Genomic DNA, 22,036 nt, shown 5'->3' with positions numbered 1-22,036 from the left:
AAATATAAAATATGCTAAAATTAATTGCTCCAAATACAGAACACTTAAATAAGATTCTTGATATTTATTTATCCAGCGATGGAAATAAAATGAATGATGCTTTAAGTAATTTATTTGTATTTTTTAATAATAAGGATAAACACGAAATTTTAATTAAAGCTGTGGCTATTAACCAAATATATTCAACCGCAATTTTAAATATTTATCCTGTTGTTGATAAGATATTTACTAATACTGAAATTGATCAAAGAGTTTCAATAAATTATTATATTAAATTAGTTGATAAAATTGCTGAAATTAATTGGATTGCTAAAAATGGTAAAAATAAACGAAGATGCAATCTTTCATTTTCATCAAAATATGTTCACTTCTTAAGCAACAAAGCTATACCAATTTACGACAGCTATGTTTGGATTTTAATAACTGGTTATTTAAACCAGAATAGCCAAACCAAAATTAGAACAAATGAGCCAAAAAATTATAGTGAGTTTTATATCATTTATAAGGAGTTTGTTAACCTTTTTAATTTAAATACACTTAATGTTTACAAGATTGATAAATTCCTCTGGCAATATTGTTATATACTTTTAGATAATATTTCTAAAGAAAATAATATTACTATTAATAAATCGAAGCCTATACTTAAAAAGTTAATAAAGGAAGGAGAATAAACCGCTGATAGCATAGTACTTACGATCATGCCGCTTACAGACATAATTTACACTTTTGGTTTTTATGAAAATGATTTTTGCTACTTTTGCCATAAAGACAAGTAGCGGCAAGTCGCAAGTGCTAGAAACGTTGGCAGTAATACTTAACAACTAAAATAAATCATGAATAACAAATTAACGCTAAAAAAAGCAGAAAAATTCTTACTAAAAGACCATCCAGATTTTGATGAACAATGGTTGAGAAAAGTAATAGAAGATGATCCATCTATAATTGGACTTGGAGACCTTGAACTTAAAGAGGCAGAAAGAATTCAGCCTAAAGCCGGTCGACTTGATCTATTACTTTATGATAGAGAAAATGAGAAAAGATATGAAGTTGAAATAATGTTAGGAAAAATCGATGAAAGTCATATTATTCGTTCAATTGAATATTGGGATAATGAAAGAAAACGACTTCCTAACTACGAACATTGCGCCGTTATAGTCGCTGAAAACATAACAAGTAGATTTCTAAATATCATCGGTCTATTCAATAGTCAAATTCCAATAATTGCCATTCAACTAAATGCTCTTGAAATTAATGACAATGTAGTATTGAATTTCGTAAAGATATTAGATGAGGTAACAGTTGGTGAAGATGAAGATGAAATAGCAGTTAAAAAAGATCGAAACTATTGGGATAATAAAACAAACAAAGAAAGTCTGAGGGTCATTGACGAGTGTTGTGAAATATTAAAAGAAATTGATAATGAACTTAATCTGGGTTATACACAAAATTATATTGGATTAGTTAAACGAAATCGTCCATTAAACTTTATATTATTTTTACCTAAACAAAAATTCGTAAGGGCAGAAATTAAAGTATCAGATATTGAAGGATGGACAAATAAAATTGAAGAAAATGATTTTGAGATAGTTTCTATAGGAAAAAGATCAGGAAGAATTAAATTCAGATTAGGCAAACTGGACCTATCAAAGAAGCGTGAATTCTTAAAAGAATTATTTCAAGTTTCATATACAGAAAGAACAAGTTAATCGCATTGCTACTCACACGGCATAGACTCTAAACAGCGATTCCGGCAGATTCCGTTTATCTGAATGAAAAATGGAACCTGGTTGTTCCCCTCGTCAAGCTTACTATTAATCAACCAACGATTCACCATTCAAATCGGTGGTCAGCACCTCACTCATGTAGTCAAAGAATGGTCTTACATTTTTAAAAGTCTGATTCACGGTTTTTAAAAAATTCTTATCTAACACTTCTGCGTCTGTAAAATTTCGTTGAAAGTAAAATTGTTTAAGCTTCAATAATTCAATGGCAGGGTGGTCTTTTGAAAAACCCTTGGGACAGGAAGCCAATGTTTCTCCCTGGATTTGACCATAGGTATTGAGCAGTGATTTATTTTTAAGCAGTTTCTCCCACTCTTTATAATTGAGTTCAATATCCTTTCGGATACGAAGCAGGTCCGCTGGGTTTGGCCCGTAGAAACCACCACAGGCCATGGAATTGCCGGGCTCTATATGAAGGTAATATCCACCGCGTAATTTTTTGGTGGCCCGATCGATTCCGCCACCCATGTAAGTTTTGTAAGGAGTCTTGTCTTTTGAGAAGCGTGTATCCCGATAGATTCTCATTAAAACGTTCTTTGCATTGGGATTTTCAATTTGGTCGTGTTTATTCATTTCTATTAATAAAGCATCGACGAAAGTGGTCAAATTTTCAAGTGAGGCGAGGTATTTGTCTTTGTTGTCATTAAACCAATCGCGGTTATTGTTTTTGGCCAATGACTTGAGAAATTGGAGGGTGGACTTTTCGATCACTGCGGGCATAATGCACAAATTTGTTCAAAGGTAAGGAAAATGGGCCTTCCTTGTCATGTAACAAAGGCTGAGGTTCCACAAGTGCGTTCAAAGATCATAGTTTGAATCTCGACGCACAGAAGGTTTATGGTTCATCGTTTATGGATCATTTATGTGGTTTGTGTGCTACTCAAAATTATATAGATAAATAAATATCAACAAAAAATCTTATATTCGTCTATAAAATATTTTACCATGAAAATCAATTATGGACTTCTGGTTTTAAGTTTTACATTGTTAGTAATGTCTTGCAAAACAAATGACGATCTGTGTAAGTATTACAGTGTAGAAATAATCCAGGAATCAGCCAATAGTTTAAGAGCCATTGGGCATGGAAACCCCCCTTATATTTATGAATGGTCTAATGGCGTACATCTTTCAGAAATAACGGTTACGCAAGCGGGAACTTATAGGGTAACCGTTACTGATTTCAATTTTTGCAGCAACACTGCGAAATTTGATTATACACCCGGAACTTGCGACACGGCGGGTGTATATGATGAGGAGGGTAATTTTTACAAAGTAATATCCATTGGTGGTCAATGTTGGCTGCAATCGAATCTACGGTCTACGGATGGTTTTCCACAAGTTAAAGACAGCCAGGAATGGAGCAAAATCACTACACCTGCATGGTGTTACTACAGGGGCGATTCCAGTAATTCTATTTTATATGGAAAGCTCTACAACGGGTATGCCATGGAATCCGGAAAATTATGTCCGAAAGGATGGCACATTCCAACAGATGATGAATGGACAACGCTCATTAATAATCTCGGTGGACCAAATGTCGCAGGAATAAAAATGAAGAGCACCACCAGCCTTTGGGAAAGTCCAAGCATTGCCAACGACAGTAGCCAATTTGGTGTTTTTCCGGCGGGGCGTGTACAACCCAATGGATCATTCATTCACAGAGGCCAACAAGCAGGAATCTGGACTTCTACCTTGTCATCACCCGGAGGTGATAGATATCTTTACAGGGGATTTATCAATAGTGATTCCGCTGTATTGGTAATCTATTGGCCGAGAGTTTATGGGTTTAGTTGCAGATGCATTAAAAATTAAAATATTGCTTGTAAACTTTGATTGAAATTCTCAGGTCTAGAATTTTCTAGACTTGAGAATCCTAACATTTATAAATGAATGGTAAAAAATACCAAAACGCAATTTCTAATGCCCAAGTCATAATTGGTGAATGGATAGAAACAGCTGTATCAAGTTGGCCTCTCAAATTTTCAATATTCCATTTTTTATCATGTCATGTTTTGTGTTATTTAATGTATTGAATTGTGACTTCTATTGAGGAGGGATCTGAAACGAAGCATTTAAAATATGGGGTTATCAGGCCGCATTAAAAATGCTTGGAGCGTATTGCATCGCGGTTGCAAACCGCGACGAACAGAGGAGACGAGCAGAGGAGTAGGATCTGAAATGAACCATGTGAAATATGGTGCTAGCGGGCCTCATTAAAAATGCTTGGAGCGCATTGCATCGCGGTTTAAAACTGCGATGAACAGAGGGCCATAAGAATGTTCATTTACAAATTAGGGAATTTTTTCATATTTTAAATAAATGTCCAGTTTTTTAGCTAATAAACTGGACAAATATGCTATCTTTACATTACAAATAAAAGGATGAAAATATCAGAATACATATCATCTACGATAGATAGACTCCCCAAAGGATATGTATTTACCTATTCCGACTTTACCACAGAGGTGAATCAAAAAGAAGCGGTGATAAAAGCCCTGAACCGAATGGTAACTTCAGGTAAGATTGCCAAACTCTCCAAAGGTAAATACTATAAACCTGAGAATACCCCCTTTGGAAAGCTTCAACCCAATCAGGCACAAATGGTAAAAGACTTACTAGAAGAAAACGGAAAAATCACAGGCTATCTTACGGGGTACAGCATATATAATCAATTGGGCTTAACCACACAGGTAAGTAATACCATACAAATCGGGAAAAATCAAGTTCGCCCCAATTTTAAAAGAGAACGCTATACGATTGCTTTTGTAAAGCAAAAAAACACCATCACCAAGGAGAATATTCATTTGTTGCAGTTACTGGATGCCATTCGCTACATCAAAAAAATACCTGATACCAATACAGAAGCATCCTGTAAAAGGCTATTAGCAATTATCAAAATATTTTCTGAGACCGAAATAAATGCATTGGTACGCTTGGCCTTAAAATATCCACCTGCTACAAGGGCTTTGTTAGGTGCTTTGTTAGACGCTTTGCAACATGGCAAAGCAACAGAACCACTTTACAAATCATTGAACCCAATTACTAAGTATAAAATAACAGGTGCAACGAAAGCTTTATCCACCACCGCAAAATGGAATATAATATGAAGCTGCACCACGACATAAAATTATTTTCGGACACATTGAGGGCTGCATCACAGCAATTGGATATTAAGTTGGAATTTGTAGAAAAAGATTACTGGATAACATTGGTGTTAAGTCGATTGGCTAAAAGTAAATATGTTGATGAATCCGTCTTTAAAGGAGGAACATCGCTATCAAAAGGATATAATTTGATAGAGCGATTTTCGGAGGATGTAGATATTGCCATCATAAACGACAAGGGTAAAACAGGAAATGAGATTAAAACCATCATCCGCACTATTGAAAAAGAAATCACACCCGATTTAAAAGAGTTGCAAATGGACAGTGTAACCAGTAAAGGTTCAAGATTCAGAAAATCTGTTTTTGAATATGTTACAACTGAAAAAGGCAATGCAAATAACAAACTCATTGTTGAAATAAACTCGTTTGATAATCCTTTCCCTTATCAACGTTTGACTATTCAGAGTATGGTGTCTGACTTTTTGATGCAAACAAGCAATGAAAAATACATTGAACAATACAATCTCCAATCCATAGAAGTAAACGTATTGAGCAAAGAACAAACGCTATTGGAAAAGATGGTATCATTAATTCGATTTTCATTTAAGGAAAATACTGTTGAAAGTATCGCCGAAAAGATAAGACACTTTTATGATTTGTATTACTTAATGAAAAATCCTGAGTGCATTGAATTTGTAGCTTCAGGTTCGTTTAAGAAACAATTTGATACCATTTTGCAACACGATAGAGCAATGTTTGAAGAGCCGACAGGATGGCAAAATAAATTGATTACTGAATCTCCATTTGTAAATGATTTTTCAAATTTATGGAAACAACTCAAAGTAAAATATCACACTGAACTTTCCGCATTAGCATACAGACCAATACCTGATGAAAAAGATGTTGCGAAATGTTTTGAGGAATTATTGAAGAGAATTGAATGAAATTCACTGAAGAAAAATTAGAAAAGGCGTATGCCAAGTGGTTGTAACAAGTAGTCTTTCCTCATTGGGGAGTGCGAAAACCAATTAACCAGATCAAGTAATGATAGAAGAAGATTTACAAAACTCCCTATTAACCCAATTCACTGGACAAGGTATCACTTCAAACGAATCCTAATCTATTATACCTACATGTAAATTCTGCCCCCCTATTCCGGTGAAGTTGACCTCTGAAATTTTAAATTCGTGTCTTTTCATTGTCCTACTATGCACTACTTATAAAGTTGAATTGAGATTGCCATTCAGGTGAAATCTGAATCGAACCATGTAAAATATTGCGTTAGCAGGCCCGCATTAAAAATGCTTGGAGCGTATTGCATCGCGGTTGCAAACCAAGACGAGCTGAGGAGTAGGATCTGAAACGAACCATGTATAAATTTGTGTTAGCAGGCCGCATTAAAAATGCTTGGAGCGTATTGCATCGCGGTTGCAAACCGCGACGAACAGAGAAGGATCTGAAACGAACCGTGTAAAATATGGTGCTAGCAGGCCGCATTAAAAATGCTTGGAGCGTATTGCATCGCGGTTGCAAACCGCGACGAGCAGAGGGGACGAGCAGGGATTTGAAAAATGGAGTGGAACGAGGGCTGATTGAAAAATTTGGCGACAAAAAAAACAACTCAGTACAGAAAGAAATAATAATACCACTACCGGCAATTAAATTGACAAAAATGAATTATTTTCACATGCTGTAATTTAATTATGAAAATCTGTTATCAAAACATTGTTATTGTAATTTGGGGTCTTTTACTTTTAGCTTCCTGCAATACATTAGAGAAAGCTTCCACGCACGGCTTAAACAGTGGCTATTATAAATTGAAATCTAAACATGAAAACACCCAAAACATTTATTTAGATGTTAGCAATGAGCAGATAAATGTTTATCGTCTCACAAAAAAACAACCGGATAAAAATCAATTCTTGACCATCCCATTAACTAAAATGGACAGTCTTGTTTGCAAACCGATGATCATTAAGAAGCACAGTCTTGACATTGACATCACCACGATTCTTTTAAAATACCGCCCAACTGTTCTTGGATTACCCGCTCAGTTGACTACGGATTTAAATATGGCTTTGTATTTCGGCTCGAGGCATGACTACTTCCCTATCAGGAACAAAAAGGATCCCTTGGGGATGAGTTATCATAAAATCAGTAATTGGGGATACGATTATGGTTTATTTGTGGGACCAGGCACTACCTTAATCAGTCCGTTTACTACCAATAATAAGAGTACCAATGAATACAGTGGAATGATCATTCAGACGGGAATCGCAGGTTTCATAGAGTCGAACATAGCCAGTTTTGGTTTAGCCATAGGATATGATTATCTTACGAATCAAGACAGAAAGATATGGATATACAACAATAAACCCTGGGTGGGATTTATCGTGGGTGTTGCCTTGAATTAAAATAGGTGCCAGTGACCGTTAAATAAACTGATCATACTGTTTTATGAAAAAATTTCACTTAAGAAGGTAGAAAAAATTATTGATGACATTGTTAGAAAATATTTTTTAAAACAAATTACAGATGTACTTCTTACCACCCTCTGCAATACCCTTAAAAGAGACTTAAGGGATATATTGGGGAAATCTGAACTGCCGAAGAAAGTAGAAGCTGAAAAAGGATTTCTCTTTTAATTAGCCGGCACAAGCCAAAAAGTCCAAATAAAAATCAAAACTGGGGCCATGATTTATGAGCATTGTTATTAGTTTTTCTAACTTTACAAGAGCTCAACTAAATATTCTATTCTTTAAATAAACTACAAACAAAAATAAATGAAAATAGCAATTATTGGCTCCGGTAATGTAGGAGGAGCGCTTGCAAAAAAATGGATCCACGCAGGACATAAAGTTTTGATTGGCGCAAGATTTCCATTAAGTGATAAAAATCTACAATTGGCAGCTGAAATTGGCCAAGATCCATTCACTTCAATTGAAAGTGCGGTAACACAAAGTGACATCATTTTAATTTCCACTCCGGCGACAGCTACCGTAGAAGTAGTAAAAAGTTTAGGCAACACCGCCGGTAAAATTATTATAGATACCATGAACGTAGTAATGGGTCGAGGGCCGGTGGGCTATAAAAATACAACTGATGCCATTCTAGGGAATACACAAACCAGGGATGTCGTGAAATGTTTCAATACCACTGGTTTCAACAATATGCTCAATCCAATTTACGGAAATTCAGCACTTGACTTGTTTGTTGCAGGTGACAGCGAAAAAGGCAAAACAATTGCTGTACAATTAGCAAAAGACGCAGGCTTTGCGGAATGCTACAATATTGGTGGCAACGACAAGTTTGAACTGATGGAACAATTTGCCTGGTTTTGGATTAACCTCGCCATGTTTCAGGGTCAAGGCAGAGAAATTGGTTTTAAATTGTTGAAACGCTGATATTGGTCATATTTTTTGAGTCTATATGAGATTTGGCAATAGTTATTTCTGAGTATGCCATGCAAAGAAATTGCCAGTTATAAAAACTACATTTTTTATTGAATTAACCTTTCAGTAAGTCTCCGAAATAGTCTTTGCATAAACACCAAAAGAAATTCCTGGAAAATCAAAGATCATAAAATATCAAATCTTTGAAGATAAATGAAATAATATTGCCAGTTGTAAAAGGGTAAGGCCCACTTATCAATTTGATGCACGCATAGGTGTGTTTTCATATTTTAATTATGATTAACTTTGCTATGGATGAAAATTGTTAAACACAGACTGTATAAAATACCTTCATCAAGTTTTTTGATTTTGTTATTTTATATTTTCTACAGTGTTCCAACATATGCTCAAGCCCCTGAATCGACCTTCCAACATTTCAGTATCGAAGAGGGCTTGTCGGACAATGCAGTGAATTGTATTGTACAGGATAATGAAGGATATATTTGGATGGGTACTGAAGATGGTTTGAATAAATTTAATGGGTACTCCACAAAAGTCTTCAAAATATCTCAAATCGATCCGTTACTCAATGGAATCAGTCATGTTAATTGTGCTTTTAAGGATTCAAGGGGTAGATTATGGTTTGGCTCCAAAGGACTTATTCTATATCACCCCAATGAAAATAAATTTAATGTTTTCCAACACAGCGCCAGCGCAAACAGTATAAACCACAATGACGTTTTCTGCATAACAGAAGATGAGCATCACACTATTTGGGTAGGAACTCGGGTGGGACTGGCTCGTTTTGAGGAATCAACCAAAACATTCACAAGATTTAAAATGGATACCTTAAGACCTCATCTCGAAACATATGGGAAAAATCGAATTATCGATGTCATTGCTGACCTTCGGGGATCTTTATGGCTGTCCACCCTAATAGGCCTTCATAAATTTTCAATATCAAATTATAATTACACCACATTTTTATTAGATGATGGCAACGAAGAATCCCTTAATGCCAATCATTTTGGCCCAATGGCCATGACACCTAAGGGAGAAATTTGGATCAATTATTATGGACAAAAATTGATGCGATTTGATACCAGCATTCAACTTTTTAGCGACGTCAAACTTCCGAATAAAGAACTAAGTTCAGAATTGAAATACATACAATGTATGCGCTCTGATTCCAAAGGCAATATGTGGATGGCGAGTTCATCGGGTGGATTGATTGTATTTAACAATAAACAACAAAAATGGGATCATTTTAAACATGATCCATTTAACGCCAAGAGCCTGGCCGATAACAAAACCTTATCCTTGTATGAGGATGGATCCGGTATTATGTGGGTAGGAACTGCCAGCCGTGGAGTGGATAGAATGAGTCCTAATCCGGAAAAATTTAAAAGCTACACTCTTCAACCTGGAAAAATAAATTCATTATGTAATAATGATATTACCTGTGCACGCGAAGACAGCAAGGGCAACCTTTGGATTGGAAGTAAAAGCGGACTTATGTATTTCGACAGGCGCAACAATAAATTTAAATGTTTTCGGCATGACGAATCTCAAAATAATTCTTTGACTGATAATCGTATTTACGCAATTGACATTGATTCACTGGGTCATATTTGGGTAGGTACCGATGAGGGACTGAACCACTATATTCCTGAAAAAGATAAATGGAGTGCATACATCTATGATGAAAAGAATATGGACGGATTGCCGGGAAAAATGGTAATGGATGTTATTGTGCGATCCAATGGAAAAATATGGGCAGCCACCAATGGCATGATTTGCGAGCTCAGGTCAAAAAACGGAATATTTGAAAATCATTTTAATAATAGAAATATAGCAAAGCATAAAAGAGCATTCTATTGTACCCTATTTGAAGACAGCCATAAAACCATTTGGCTGTCCACGACACGATCCGGCATCTTTCGAGTCAATGATCAGTTTGAAATAATCCCCGGAATAAAAACTTCAAATGAATTCAACCCAGGAATTGTCCATCAATTTGCAGAAGACAGCCATGGAAATATATGGATGGCTTCAGACCAGGGACTGTCCCTTTGGAACAGATCAAAGGATTCGATAATTAGATATTGCAATGTTTCCAATATTTTTTGTGAAAACATTTTATCAGTAATCATACAGAATGATCAAAAGATTTGGATCAGCACATCGAAGGGATTAAGTCATATCGTTCTTAATCAAAATTTCGAAATAGAATTTCACAGACAATACACAGTTCATGATGGTCTCCAAAGCAATGCATTTAACAGTTATGCAGGAATTCGGTTAAGCACCGGAGAGCTTTTCTTCGGAGGGATTAACGGATTTAATATTTTTGAACCATCTTCCATAAGGCAGAATGAATATATTCCTGAAGTTAGCATTTCGTCCTTCAAAATATTTGACAAAGAATTTGATTCATCCAGAGATTTTGTAAACTCAGGAACTATTGAGTTGAACTACCAACAAAATTTTTTTTCCTTTGAAATGACGGCATTGAGCTTTGATCACCCTGAAAAAAATCAATATGCCTATAAATTAGAAGGATTCGATCGTGAAACAATAAATAACGGCACAAATCGATTTGCCTCTTACACGAATGTTCCTCCCGGTAATTATGTATTGCATATTATTGCTTCCAACAATGATGGCAAATGGAATTGGAAAGGAAAAAAGATTAACATTGTCATTAAACCACCCTACTGGAAAACCAAATGGTTTCAATTATTGCTTTTAACTGGCGCGTTCTCCTTTATATATTATTTATATTCCAGACGAGTAAGCCAAATCCGAAAACTTGCAGAGGACGAAACAAATATCAACAAACAAATATCAGCAGCGCAATTAACAGCCTTGAGAGCTCAAATGAATCCGCATTTCATTTTTAATACCTTGAATGCCATTCAACAGTTAATTTCTGAATCTGACAAAGAAAAGGCATTGAATTATCTTTCGAAATTTTCGAAATTAATAAGACTCGTTTTACAAAATTCCGGTAACCAAACCAATTCTCTGGCAGATGAACTTATCATGCTGGAATATTATTTGGAATTAGAGTCTTTGCGCTTTACAAACAAATTTACTTATCATTTTTCCATTGACCACCGTATCCACAAAGAAAGCACCGATATCCCAACCATGTTGTTACAACCCTATATTGAAAACGCTGTAATTCATGGTTTGTTAAATAAAAAAAGTCAAGGTCATCTGGAAATAACCCTGGAACTTAGGGAGCAGGTATTGATGTGTACCATTGAAGACAATGGCATAGGCAGACAGGCTTCCGGAATCATCAATGATTCTAAATCCATGCATCACGAATCATTAGGTATGAAAGTTACAGAAGAACGAATAAATATGATCCAAAAAAGCTCCAACACACAAGTTGAAGTGGAAATCCTGGACCTAAAAGATACTTTTGGAAATCCATCCGGAACCAAGGTAATTATCAAAATACCCATAGATCAATAAATATGATAAAGGCGATTATTGTTGAGGATGAAATACGAAGTGTCAAACTACTTGAAAATTTAATCAGAGACTATTGTCCGGATATTGCCCTTATGGGATCCGCCACCTCAGTGGAGGAAGGATTTAATCTGATTAACATTCATCATCCGGACATTGTATTCCTGGACATCGAGATGCAAAAAGAAAGCGGATTTGATTTGTTGAATAAATTTAATGAAATTAATTTTGAAATTATTTTTACAACTGCCTATGAACAATATGCCTTAAGAGCCATAAAGTTTAGTGCCATAGATTATTTGCTAAAACCTATTGACATTGAAGAATTAAAGACTGCGATTGCCAAAGTGCTAAAAAACAGTCACATTCACCAAATAAATAAGAAATTTGAAACTTTGATGCAAAATAAAAATCTGGAACAACCAGGTCATTTGCAAATTGCACTTCCATCTACTGAAGGCTTGTCCATTGTTTTTGTACATGAAATATTATACCTTAAATCTGACCGACAATACACCCTATTTGTATTTAAATCAGGTGAACGCATAGTTACCTCTAAAAACCTAGGAGAATATGAGGATTTACTGTCGACTCATAACTTTTTCAGAGTTCACCACTCCGCTTTAATCAATCTTACTGAAGTTAAAAAATATGTGCGTGGGGAGGGAGGGTACGTTATCATGAGCAATGGAGATCAGGTAGAAGTTTCAAAACGCAAAAAAGATGCCTTTATTAACCAATTCACTAAGAAGTAATTCTATTTTAATCTCCAATTGCACACCAGTCGGCGACCACAAAAGATTAATAATTTAAAATAATACTTTGAGTCGCATCACAAAATACCATTAATATCTTACTACCATTAGTTATCACAATTTGATATTTTAACCCCACCAATGCCTAACAGTTTAAAAGATCCATTTGTAAAATGAAATGCATCAATTGTCAATTGGCATTTATGCACTCCTCATTTATGCAGATCTTTGAAATAGATATTCAATCAGGCAGTAGTAACACATTTCTAAAATTCTGCATTAAGAATCTAAGTTTATTAGGCAACAAGAGGCTGATAAAATAAATTTATCAATACCTGACCTGATGATTACCTGAATTGCCTAGATTCTTGTGCCTTCAAATAAATCTAATTATTTATTATTAAAATATATTATCATGAAAAGATTGGTTGCGTTTATTTATTTTAGTTTATTGGGTTTGTTGGCATTTACGGTTAACGGGCAAGATCATTGTGGATTCGATGAAATGCACAAATCCAGAATGGCAAATGATGAAGAATACCGCAAGTACATCGATGATTTAGAATCCAAAATAAAAACCAATACAAAATTGCTTAAAACAAATTACAGATCACAACCACCCGTATATGATGTACCTGTGGTAGTTCATGTTATTCATTTAGGTGAAGCAATTGGTACTGGCACCAATATCTCAGATGCACAAATTAAAGGCGCCATTCAAACATTGAACAATGAATTCAGAAATGTGAATGGAACCGGGGTAGACATGCAAATAAATTTTTGTTTGGCGGTGAGAGATCCAAATGGAAATCCCAGCACCGGCATAAACAGGGTCAACGGCACAGTCATTCCAAATTTCTCCAGCGGAGGCATAAACAATTTCTATTACAATACCTGTGCAGATGAAAAAGCGGTTAAAGATTTAAGCAGATGGCCTTTTGAATCCTATTTAAACATCTGGGTGGTCAGTAAAATTTGCGGAGGAAACATCAGCGGATATGCGACCGGACAAACAGGCTCAGTTTACAATGGAATTTCAATTCTATCCTCTCAAATGTCTGCCTCAAAAGTAACTTTAGCACATGAAGTGGGACACATGTTTAATTTGTACCACACTTTTAACGGGGACGGAACCAATGTAACACAAGGTGGAATACACTATTGTCCAACAGACACATCCTGCGCAGATAATGGTGATCGGGTATGTGACACACCACCTCATAAGCAAGGTGATTATGGCTCTTTTAACCCCTGCACTTCAGATGGAATATGGGACAATTCGAGATACAATATAATGAGTTACAGTTTTGCCTATTCCGGAAATTTCAATACTGGAAACATGAGATTTACCCAGGGTCAGAAAGACAGGGTTCGGGCAGTTTTATTGGCCATCGCCTATCATCCTTATGTCTTTTCAAATGGATGCACACCGGCAACACCGAATGATGCGAGCGTTCAATCGATTTCATATCCGCTGCAAACCACCTATACCTCTGAATGCACGGCTCCATACCAACTAACTCCCAAAGTCAATATTAAAAATTTCGGATCCAATGTATTAACTTCTTTAAGCATTCATTATAAATTAGACAATAACAGTATCAACCATTATGAATGGAATGGCACTTTAGCTCCCAATGCATCCACACAAGTGACCCTTCCGGAAATTGATATTTCCGGAGGCGCACATAGCCTCCTGGTCTATAATTCCAATCCCAACCAAATGCAAGATGGATATGTAAATAATGACAGTGTGATGTTTAATTTTAATTACCAATCTATTCCATCTCTGGAATTGTCAAGCATCGTCACGAATCCTTCATGTTTTAGCGAACAAGATGGAATGGCTACTGTATTGGCAAAATCCAAAATTGAAATCAAAGAAGATTTTGAGTCTCCTTCGGATTGGACCATTGCAAATGGTTCAGAAGTAAATCATTGGGTAATAGGATCAGCCACTTCAAACGGTGGAACTAAATCCATTTATATTTCAAAAGATAATATTAATAATACCTACAACACTTACACAACATCCATTGTACATTTTTACAAAGACTTTTATTTTCCTCCAGGCGCATCTAACATAAAAATAAAATTCGATTGGAAAGGAGAGGGTCAATTTAGCAATGTACCCGGAGGGGTGGATTACATGCGGGTTTATCTTATACCGGTCGACCAAGTTGTACAGCCATTATTCCGTATATTATCTCCCCCACATCTTGGAAGCTATCATTCCCAATTGGTCTATCGAACGGACTCAATTATTGGTATTGACAGCATCGCCGGGTCATTTAAACGGTTGGTATTTAGCTGGCGAAATGATTACGATTATGGAGGTCCATCCCCTGCCTCGGTGGATAATATTGTGGTAAGTTATGAACTGCCAAATACATTCAGTTACACCTGGAATACCATCCCTGTGCAAACAAATGCAACTGCTACAGGATTAACGCCAAATGAGTATCAGGTTTCAGTCACGGATGCATCTGGATGTTCTTCAACCCTATCAATAAACGTACAACAACCCGCACCCGTTATTGCTACGATAACAGCCAATGGGCCATTATCTTTTTGTCATGGAGGAGCAGTTACCTTAAGTGCAAATGAGGCTACCAGCTATCTTTGGAGCAATGGAGAGGTTACCCGTGATATCCTGGTTGCATCGACCGGAAATTATACAGTTACAATAACGGATGGGAATGGTTGTACCTCAGCTTCAACAATTACCTCAGTGCATGTTGTAGATCAAATTGTTTCTACTGTTTCATCAAATGGTCCATTAACTTTCTGCCAGGGAGGAAGTGTGACTTTAAAGTCAAATAATGCAGCTTCCTATTTATGGAATAATGGTGCAACAACCCGGGAAATAGAAGTGGGAACAGCAGGTGATTATCAAGTTACGATAACCGATGAAAATGGCTGCACCGGAATTTCAAACATAACATCGGTAAATGTGCATGAACAACCCCTTGCCACAATCACTCCAAATTCTGAGACTACATTTTGTGAAGGGGGTACATTAATATTGAGTGCTAATATTGGAACAACTTATTTATGGAGCAATGATTCCATCACACAAAATATTGCGGTCACCACTTCTGGTGTATACAAATTAACGATTACAAATGAAAATGGATGCACCGGAATATCTAATACCATTGAGGTAAATGTTAAAAAAATACCCTCATTCCCCGAACCTATAATGGGTGAGCATAATGGAGTGTGTGCAAATTCAATCAAGCAATATTCAATTCCATTGGATGACAATGCTTCCTATTATTGGGTGCCTCCTTCAGGCGCCACCATCATTCAAGGACAGGCCACGAATCAAATAAGCTTGCAATTCAGTCCGATTTTCAAAAATGGAACCCTGGGTGTCGTAAAGTATAATGAATGTGGTGTAAGCCCAATCAGGAAACTGCTTATAAACTCCACCCCTGCTATTCCAACATCCATTTCAGGATCAGCTTATTCAAATTGCAACACAACTTCTGTATACAAAACAAATAAAGTGGTGGGTGCCAATACTTATACATGGTCAACCAATATCGTTGGTGCAGTCATTACAAGTTTTCCAAGTCCGAATGATACCATGGTTAACATTGCCTTTCCAACTTTCGCTTCCGGATCCATCAGTGTTGTTGCCAACAATAATTGTGGCTCAAGTCCAATGCGAACTATCAATGTAATTGGCACTCCTCCTGCGGCATATAAAATTTACGGGGCGGTAAATCCTTGTGCAGGGACCTTACAAAATTATTACATCGCAAAAATTCCCGGAGCAACTTCTTATGAATGGACGGTACCCTCCGGCAGTGTAATTACAAATGGAGCAGGTACCAATACGATCCAGGTATTAATAGGAAATAGTGCCGGCGACATTACAGTGAGTGGCGTGAATGCCTGTGGTGTTGGTTCGCCTAAAAAAATTAGTCTATCCGATCCATGCAATAACCTGACCAACAGAACGCAATCAGCATCCGAATTGAACATTTTTCCAAATCCTACGAATAGTACATTCCAACTTGCGTTTAATGGAATAGAAGCCTCTACAGCAAACTTTCAAATATTTGACCTAAGCGGCAATGCAATTCAATCAACTTTAGTGGATTACAATAAGGGACTCAATGTATTCACTTTTGATTTAAGTCAATATAATAATGGGATGTATTTTGTTAAATTCACTTTGAGCAATCAGGCCCAAACAATTAAAGTGATTAAGCAATAAAGATTAAATAATTAGTTACCTTTCACATTAAAAAATAGCAAATGCGAATAAGTAAATATATATTTTGGTGCTCCACATTTTTGCTCCATCTAAATGTGTCTGTAGGCCAAATCCGTCCGGAAATTAATTTAGGAAAGGATAAAACTGATACCGAAATGCAGAATCAAGGGGATCACCCCTGCATAACTTCAGACCAATATTCATTGATTGAAAAACGGTGTAAAGAAAATTTGGAAATGCTTCAACAAAGTGGCATGATCAAAAACAGTTTGCACAATGTTGTATTATTGAAGTGGCCCTTGAAGGCGACAGACAGTCTAAGGGATTGTAGTTTTTATCGTGTTTCTGCATACGTTGATCAAAACACTGCTACCGGATCCTTTCAGGATTTTAATTGTGGGACTAATACCTATGATGGCCATCGTGGAACTGACATTTCAATTTGGCCTTTTAATTTCTATAAAATGGATCATGATTTAGTCGAAGTAGTCGCTGCTGCTCCTGGAATCATACTCGATAAACATGATGGCGAATTTGATAAAAATTGTGCGGGGAATAACTTAACAGCCAATTATATAATTGTTCGTCACTCAGATGGGTCACAGGCAAATTATTGGCATTTGAAAAAAAATTCATTGACCAAAAAAGCTATCGGCCAAACTGTGTCAGCTGGTGAATTTCTAGGTGTAGTAGGAAGTTCCGGAAGTTCATCGGGACCTCATTTACATTTTGAAGTTTGGGCAGGCAGCACCATCGCAACCAGAATCGACCCTTTCTCAGGAACTTGCAATTCCTTGAACAGTAATTCATGGTGGGAAGCGCAAAAACCCTATACAGAAACTTCCATTGTCAAAGTATCTGTAAACACTACTGATATCGTATTACCGCCTTGTCCAATGACCGAAACACTCAATGAAAGTGACAATTATCAAATTCCGTTTCAGGGAAATGGCCTTCCTCCGGGATTTGCAAAATTTTACATTTTTATCAGAGATGAAATAGCTGGGAAAATTGCTGACATGAGTATTGTGAATCCTGATGGATCCACCTTTGCAAGTTGGAGCTATACTTCATCAACAGCAAGCAAAACCAGGGCTAATGGAACCTCCAAAAAACTGCCCACGATTCCCGGCAAATATACTTTTAAAGCAAGCTACAATGGCACTGAATGCTCAAAATCATTTAATATTATGTCCCCTGTAAAAACAATTGATGAATACAATGGAAACAACATTATGATTTACCACAATCCATCAAATGGCTTATTCCTGTTAGACAAAAAAGATGTTGTTGCAACTGAATTAAAAATTTACAATCTATTAGGAGCGAATGTCTATAATTTAAAAATTGTTGATCAAATTACAGAAATTAATTTAGACTTGCCTGGCAACATGTATATATATCAAGTATGGAATAAAAACCAGGTTGTTGACAAGGGTAAAATATTGATTAAATAATTGGACTTGCAGATAAAAATAAATAAACGAAAATAATTTCTTGCAAAATATCTGTCCATTTCAGATTCTGAAGTTGTTAAGCTATAGTTGCAAAAATAATGTTACCATTTTACAAAAGGAATTGAATGCGACCGCTGATCAACGGACATGACATTCAAGAAATATAAACCAGGCAAGAGTTCATTCACATCTAGTTCCGTTGTTTCTTGTCCAGCAACAAAAGTCTTAATCTCTCTTCCTTCCACCGTGCAAATCGAAATCCTACTTATATGCACACTTCGGTGGTTAATAATTAATCTGTCACGAACAGGATTGGGAGTAAGTCTAATAAATTCAGTACTCTTTTGCTCCTCAACAATTGAAGTAAAGCAACAAAACTCATAGGGCCCAATGTCAAAAGCTGCACCACCCTTGCCATCACCATCCTGAGGTCTTATACGCCCATCCAGGTCCCATTCTACTACTCCAGTTAAGTCTACCCCGCGATCAATGGCCAATGAACTCGCTGCACTTAAATGAAAGTCCAATGGTGGATTTACAAAATTTGGATTGCCATTTTGACCATTGCGCTCATGCGCTGGATATTGGTTGCGAAAGGTGGACAAACTGCTAAAATTTTGATTTCCTACCGTGATCAGATTTTGACTCTGAACAGGAAAATGGTAAAGGTTGTGATCGAGCATCACACCACTCAAACCAGACGATGCCTGGAAGGTAATTAATGAATGTCCGGCCTGAGGAGTAATTTTGTAAAATATATTATTGCGAATCTGCACATTGATTGGCTGTATTGCCTGACAAATTAAAAGTGTCGGTTGATTGTTGGTCGAATGGAAGAGATTGTTAAAAAAATAAATATCTTTTACCGGACCATTGGATGAGATTTGCACCATGGCCGGAAAGAGGTTGTTCCGGACCATCACATTTTCAGTAAGGAGCCTCTGATTTCCCGATTCTGAAGCGATTCTTAAGCCTTGGGGAGCATTGTACAGGATGTTTCCTTCAATAATTACGTTGCGCATACCCCCTCCCTCATCCCCTCCAAGATGAATGGTATGAATGCGGGTATCGTGGATGATGTTGTTGCGGACGATGAGATTATTGGTGGTTCTTAGCTTTAGTCCGTCGTCTGCATTTTTGATTTCATTACCCTCGATCAACACATTTTCAGATTGACTGATGTACATGCTGTGTACGAAGACGCTTCCACTGCCGTTATTGTCTAAGACATTGTTGCGAATGATGACATTTTTTGCAGAACAAAAGATTCCGTGTCCTGCATTGCCATTTCCATTGTTGATGAATAAACAATTTTGAACGGTGATATCTTGATCGTAAAGTATCATTCCACTGTTGCAGTCACTGATTTGCAAACCGTCTAATAAAATATGGTGTGGTTTATTGGGATACCACGACTCCCCTACCCATAGCCCCGTTGGTCGGTTAGCAGTCAAGCGGGTGCTCAGTGCAATTTGGCTGATGTGTAGAAATGAAGATGGATCCGTGTCAGAACCTCTGCAGGTCAGTACATTACCTTGCCCTTCTAAATAAATTAATGGTAAAGAACCATTTCCATAAGCTCCTAAAAAAAGGTATTGGTTAGAAGATCCATTGGCAGATCTAAGCTCGATGCCTTGAGCAGTGGTCCAGGCATCAGATCTTGCCATCCATACACTGTCTCCTGCGCCAACAGTTTGGTTCAGCAAATTGCTCAGCGCCTGTAAACTGTTTTTGGGCCCATCCGTTCGGGAAGCGTTGGGCTCTTGAAGACGGCCGCTCCAATTATCGTTCCCCCGGCTTGAAGAGAAATAATAATTTGTACAATTCGCCCTGCTACCTAGGCATAGTAAAAAAGCGATGAGCAAAATAGATCCTTTCATAGATGACAAATTTAGTTAGAATTCTCGTTTATTTCATAATGGAGAAAATATTTCATGACCTAAACACAATCACCAACCACGACTTTTTAAGTTAATTCATTAAGCACCTATAAAAGAGTTTGATATCCAAACCCTTTTCTTAGTGCACTTTTGAGTATAGTTTTAACTCTAACAATACGATTATAGTAATTCTATCCAAGAAGATGATACAATTTCATTCTGCTTATAGACTTGTTGTTACATTACTGATATTGTATAGCTTTAAAACATGGTGACATGAGAGCAATTTGTACTTTTGGACGAAATCAATATTAACCGAAAATTTCAAATACTGGAAAGAGAAAATCTAATTTAGTATTTCTTTTTAAAAAGAATGCTTGTCCTTAATTCTATCCTAAAAAGTTGCATTTAGTATTTGAATCAAATTATGAATTAATTCAATCTAGAATTAAAAATGCCTTTTCGTTCGAGTAAAATATATGCTTGACATTTCCGTTTAACTTATTTAGAAATTCGGATTTTTCTGGCGTGATGATCATTTCATATGTTAACTTTGATAATAATAAATAAAATAAATGATTACCGTAATAATACCTACACTTAATGAAGAGGAAAACATTGCCAGTGTTGTGAACTTTGCAAAAGCACAACCAAATGTTTCAGAGGTTATAGTGGTGGACGACAAGTCTTTAGACAAAACGGTTTCCATTGCATTAGATAACGGAGCAAAAGTTATCACCAGCACAAAATTAGGCAAAGGAGCCTCGATGAAAGATGGAGTATTATGTGCCAACAATCAAATTGTTGCCTTTTTAGATGGTGACATTGACCCATATCCTCACTATACTATAAAATTATTAACCGACCCTATTTTACAGGGAGAAGTAGATTTTGTAAAATCGGCATTCAATCGGAATGCAGGAAGGGTAACTGAACTGGTGGCGAAACCGCTCCTCAGTATTTTTTTTCCGGACTTACTCAGATTCAGTCAACCATTAAGCGGAATGATAGCAGGAAAAAAATCACTTTTTCAGCAATTAGACTTTCGGGATGATTACGGGGTGGACATTGGCATTCTGATCGATATGTACCTGATGAATGTAAAGATGAAAGAAATAGAAATCGGATATCTCGAAAACAAGAGCAAACCCTGGCAAGCTCTTGGCAAAATGAGTAAAGAAGTAGCTCAAACCATCATACTGAAAGCCGCATCTTCCAAAAACCCCCATTACAATTTTGAAGAACTTGGCGTGTTGAATGAAATTCGCTCGCAAATGGAATTTGCCTTAGAAAATCAATTAAGCACACTTGACAAATTAGTAGTGTTCGACATGGACAACACTCTATTGAAAGGTAGATTTATAGATGTTTGTGCTGACAAATTCGGCTTCAAAAAAGAATTGATGAACATTCGTTCTTCAGAAACAGACGCCATCATCCTTACCAAACGAATAGCCACTTTACTTAAAGGTAAAACAATCAACGAACTCATAGAAATAGCGGACAGCATTAAGATTATTGAAGGTACAAAAGAAATTATTATCGAATTAAAGAAACGAGGCTATATTGTCGGAATTATATCGGACAGTTACGACTGTATCACAAACCATATCAAAATAAAATTAGGAATGGATTTTTCACTTTCCAATGAACTTGAATTTTCAAAAAGCATTTGTACCGGTGAAGTAAAAATTCCATCATTTCTTTTCAGCAGTCAAAAAAGTATTTGCAAGCATTCTCTTTGCAAAACCAATGCCCTATTATGCATATTGGAAAAATACAATATCCCCAAAGAAAATTGTATATCGATCGGCGACAGTATGAATGACCTTTGTATGATAAAAGAGGCTGGTCTTGGTATAGCATTCTGCTCAAAGGACGAATTGGTAAATCATCATGCCGACATTGTAATTCACGAACCAAATTTTACAGAACTCTTAAACCTGGCAAAATAAC

General features: G+C 36.5%; 14 protein-coding genes. 12 read left to right on the top strand and 2 right to left on the bottom strand.

What is annotated here, in order from left to right; translation table 11 throughout:
• Positions 1-11 precede the first annotated feature (11 nt).
• Positions 12-671, top strand: a complete 660-nt coding sequence (locus tag IPJ83_10520) for a hypothetical protein (GenBank protein ID MBK7880975.1) — start codon at positions 12-14, stop codon at positions 669-671.
• 162 nt (positions 672-833) lie between these two features.
• Positions 834-1,706, top strand: a complete 873-nt coding sequence (locus IPJ83_10515) for a hypothetical protein (protein ID MBK7880974.1) — start codon at positions 834-836, stop codon at positions 1,704-1,706.
• Positions 1,707-1,811: 105 nt separating this feature from the next.
• On the opposite strand, the gene IPJ83_10510 is transcribed toward IPJ83_10515, so the two are convergent.
• Positions 1,812-2,501: a DUF2461 domain-containing protein gene (locus tag IPJ83_10510; protein ID MBK7880973.1), complete on the bottom strand. Its 690-nt coding sequence runs from the start codon at positions 2,499-2,501 to the stop codon at positions 1,812-1,814.
• Positions 2,502-2,726: 225 nt separating this feature from the next.
• Between IPJ83_10510 and IPJ83_10505 the strand changes: the two genes are divergently transcribed.
• From IPJ83_10505 to IPJ83_10465, 9 genes are all read left to right on the top strand, one after another.
• Positions 2,727-3,593: a fibrobacter succinogenes major paralogous domain-containing protein gene (locus IPJ83_10505; GenBank protein MBK7880972.1), complete on the top strand. Its 867-nt coding sequence runs from the start codon at positions 2,727-2,729 to the stop codon at positions 3,591-3,593.
• 569 nt (positions 3,594-4,162) lie between these two features.
• Positions 4,163-4,888 (top strand): hypothetical protein, encoded by a 726-nt coding sequence (locus tag IPJ83_10500; protein MBK7880971.1) that lies wholly within the window; start codon positions 4,163-4,165, stop codon positions 4,886-4,888.
• Complete coding sequence (locus IPJ83_10495; GenBank protein ID MBK7880970.1) at positions 4,885-5,829, top strand: nucleotidyl transferase AbiEii/AbiGii toxin family protein; 945 nt, start codon at positions 4,885-4,887, stop codon at positions 5,827-5,829. The genes IPJ83_10500 and IPJ83_10495 overlap by 4 nt, the downstream gene beginning before the upstream one ends.
• A gap of 759 nt (positions 5,830-6,588) precedes the next feature.
• Positions 6,589-7,299, top strand: coding sequence for a hypothetical protein (locus IPJ83_10490; GenBank protein MBK7880969.1), 711 nt, complete (start codon positions 6,589-6,591; stop codon positions 7,297-7,299).
• 369 nt (positions 7,300-7,668) lie between these two features.
• On the top strand, positions 7,669-8,289 hold the full coding sequence (locus IPJ83_10485; GenBank protein ID MBK7880968.1) for an NAD(P)-binding domain-containing protein: 621 nt from the start codon (positions 7,669-7,671) through the stop codon (positions 8,287-8,289).
• A gap of 303 nt (positions 8,290-8,592) precedes the next feature.
• Positions 8,593-11,763 carry a histidine kinase gene (locus IPJ83_10480; protein ID MBK7880967.1) on the top strand — a complete coding sequence of 1,057 codons (3,171 nt, stop codon included), beginning with the start codon at positions 8,593-8,595 and terminating at the stop codon, positions 11,761-11,763.
• Between the two features lie 2 nt (positions 11,764-11,765).
• Positions 11,766-12,515, top strand: a complete 750-nt coding sequence (locus tag IPJ83_10475; GenBank protein MBK7880966.1) for a response regulator transcription factor — start codon at positions 11,766-11,768, stop codon at positions 12,513-12,515.
• Positions 12,516-12,930: 415 nt separating this feature from the next.
• Positions 12,931-16,743, top strand: a complete 3,813-nt coding sequence (locus IPJ83_10470; GenBank protein MBK7880965.1) for a T9SS type A sorting domain-containing protein — start codon at positions 12,931-12,933, stop codon at positions 16,741-16,743.
• 95 nt (positions 16,744-16,838) lie between these two features.
• Positions 16,839-18,200 (top strand): peptidoglycan DD-metalloendopeptidase family protein, encoded by a 1,362-nt coding sequence (locus IPJ83_10465; GenBank protein ID MBK7880964.1) that lies wholly within the window; start codon positions 16,839-16,841, stop codon positions 18,198-18,200.
• 101 nt (positions 18,201-18,301) lie between these two features.
• Here IPJ83_10465 and IPJ83_10460 read toward each other — a convergent pair whose 3' ends face one another.
• Complete coding sequence (locus IPJ83_10460; GenBank protein MBK7880963.1) at positions 18,302-20,080, bottom strand: right-handed parallel beta-helix repeat-containing protein; 1,779 nt, start codon at positions 20,078-20,080, stop codon at positions 18,302-18,304.
• Positions 20,081-20,655: 575 nt separating this feature from the next.
• Between IPJ83_10460 and IPJ83_10455 the strand changes: the two genes are divergently transcribed.
• The gene (locus IPJ83_10455) at positions 20,656-22,035 is read left to right on the top strand and encodes an HAD-IB family phosphatase (GenBank protein ID MBK7880962.1); all 1,380 of its coding nucleotides are present in this window, start codon (positions 20,656-20,658) and stop codon (positions 22,033-22,035) included.
• The last annotated feature ends 1 nt before the right edge of the window (position 22,036 follow it).

It is taken from the genome of Candidatus Vicinibacter proximus (genome assembly GCA_016713905.1).
GTDB lineage: Bacteria > Bacteroidota > Bacteroidia > Chitinophagales > Saprospiraceae > Vicinibacter > Vicinibacter proximus.
Note: the sequence above shows the minus strand (reverse complement) of the source record. Positions and strands in the feature narration are given on the sequence as shown.

Bases quoted from the DNA above. Each gene is read 5' to 3' on its own strand.
- IPJ83_10455 (MBK7880962.1), top strand. From the start codon at position 20,656: ATGATTACCGTAATAATACCTACACTTAATGAAGAGGAAAACATTGCC.
- IPJ83_10480 (MBK7880967.1), top strand. From the start codon at position 8,593: ATGAAAATTGTTAAACACAGACTGTATAAAATACCTTCATCAAGTTTT.
- IPJ83_10475 (MBK7880966.1), top strand. From the start codon at position 11,766: ATGATAAAGGCGATTATTGTTGAGGATGAAATACGAAGTGTCAAACTA.
- IPJ83_10460 (MBK7880963.1), bottom strand. From the start codon at position 20,080: ATGAAAGGATCTATTTTGCTCATCGCTTTTTTACTATGCCTAGGTAGC.
- IPJ83_10470 (MBK7880965.1), top strand. From the start codon at position 12,931: ATGAAAAGATTGGTTGCGTTTATTTATTTTAGTTTATTGGGTTTGTTG.
- IPJ83_10520 (MBK7880975.1), top strand. From the start codon at position 12: ATGCTAAAATTAATTGCTCCAAATACAGAACACTTAAATAAGATTCTT.
- IPJ83_10510 (MBK7880973.1), bottom strand. From the start codon at position 2,501: ATGCCCGCAGTGATCGAAAAGTCCACCCTCCAATTTCTCAAGTCATTG.
- IPJ83_10500 (MBK7880971.1), top strand. From the start codon at position 4,163: ATGAAAATATCAGAATACATATCATCTACGATAGATAGACTCCCCAAA.
- IPJ83_10505 (MBK7880972.1), top strand. From the start codon at position 2,727: ATGAAAATCAATTATGGACTTCTGGTTTTAAGTTTTACATTGTTAGTA.
- IPJ83_10485 (MBK7880968.1), top strand. From the start codon at position 7,669: ATGAAAATAGCAATTATTGGCTCCGGTAATGTAGGAGGAGCGCTTGCA.
- IPJ83_10515 (MBK7880974.1), top strand. From the start codon at position 834: ATGAATAACAAATTAACGCTAAAAAAAGCAGAAAAATTCTTACTAAAA.
- IPJ83_10490 (MBK7880969.1), top strand. From the start codon at position 6,589: ATGAAAATCTGTTATCAAAACATTGTTATTGTAATTTGGGGTCTTTTA.
- IPJ83_10495 (MBK7880970.1), top strand. From the start codon at position 4,885: ATGAAGCTGCACCACGACATAAAATTATTTTCGGACACATTGAGGGCT.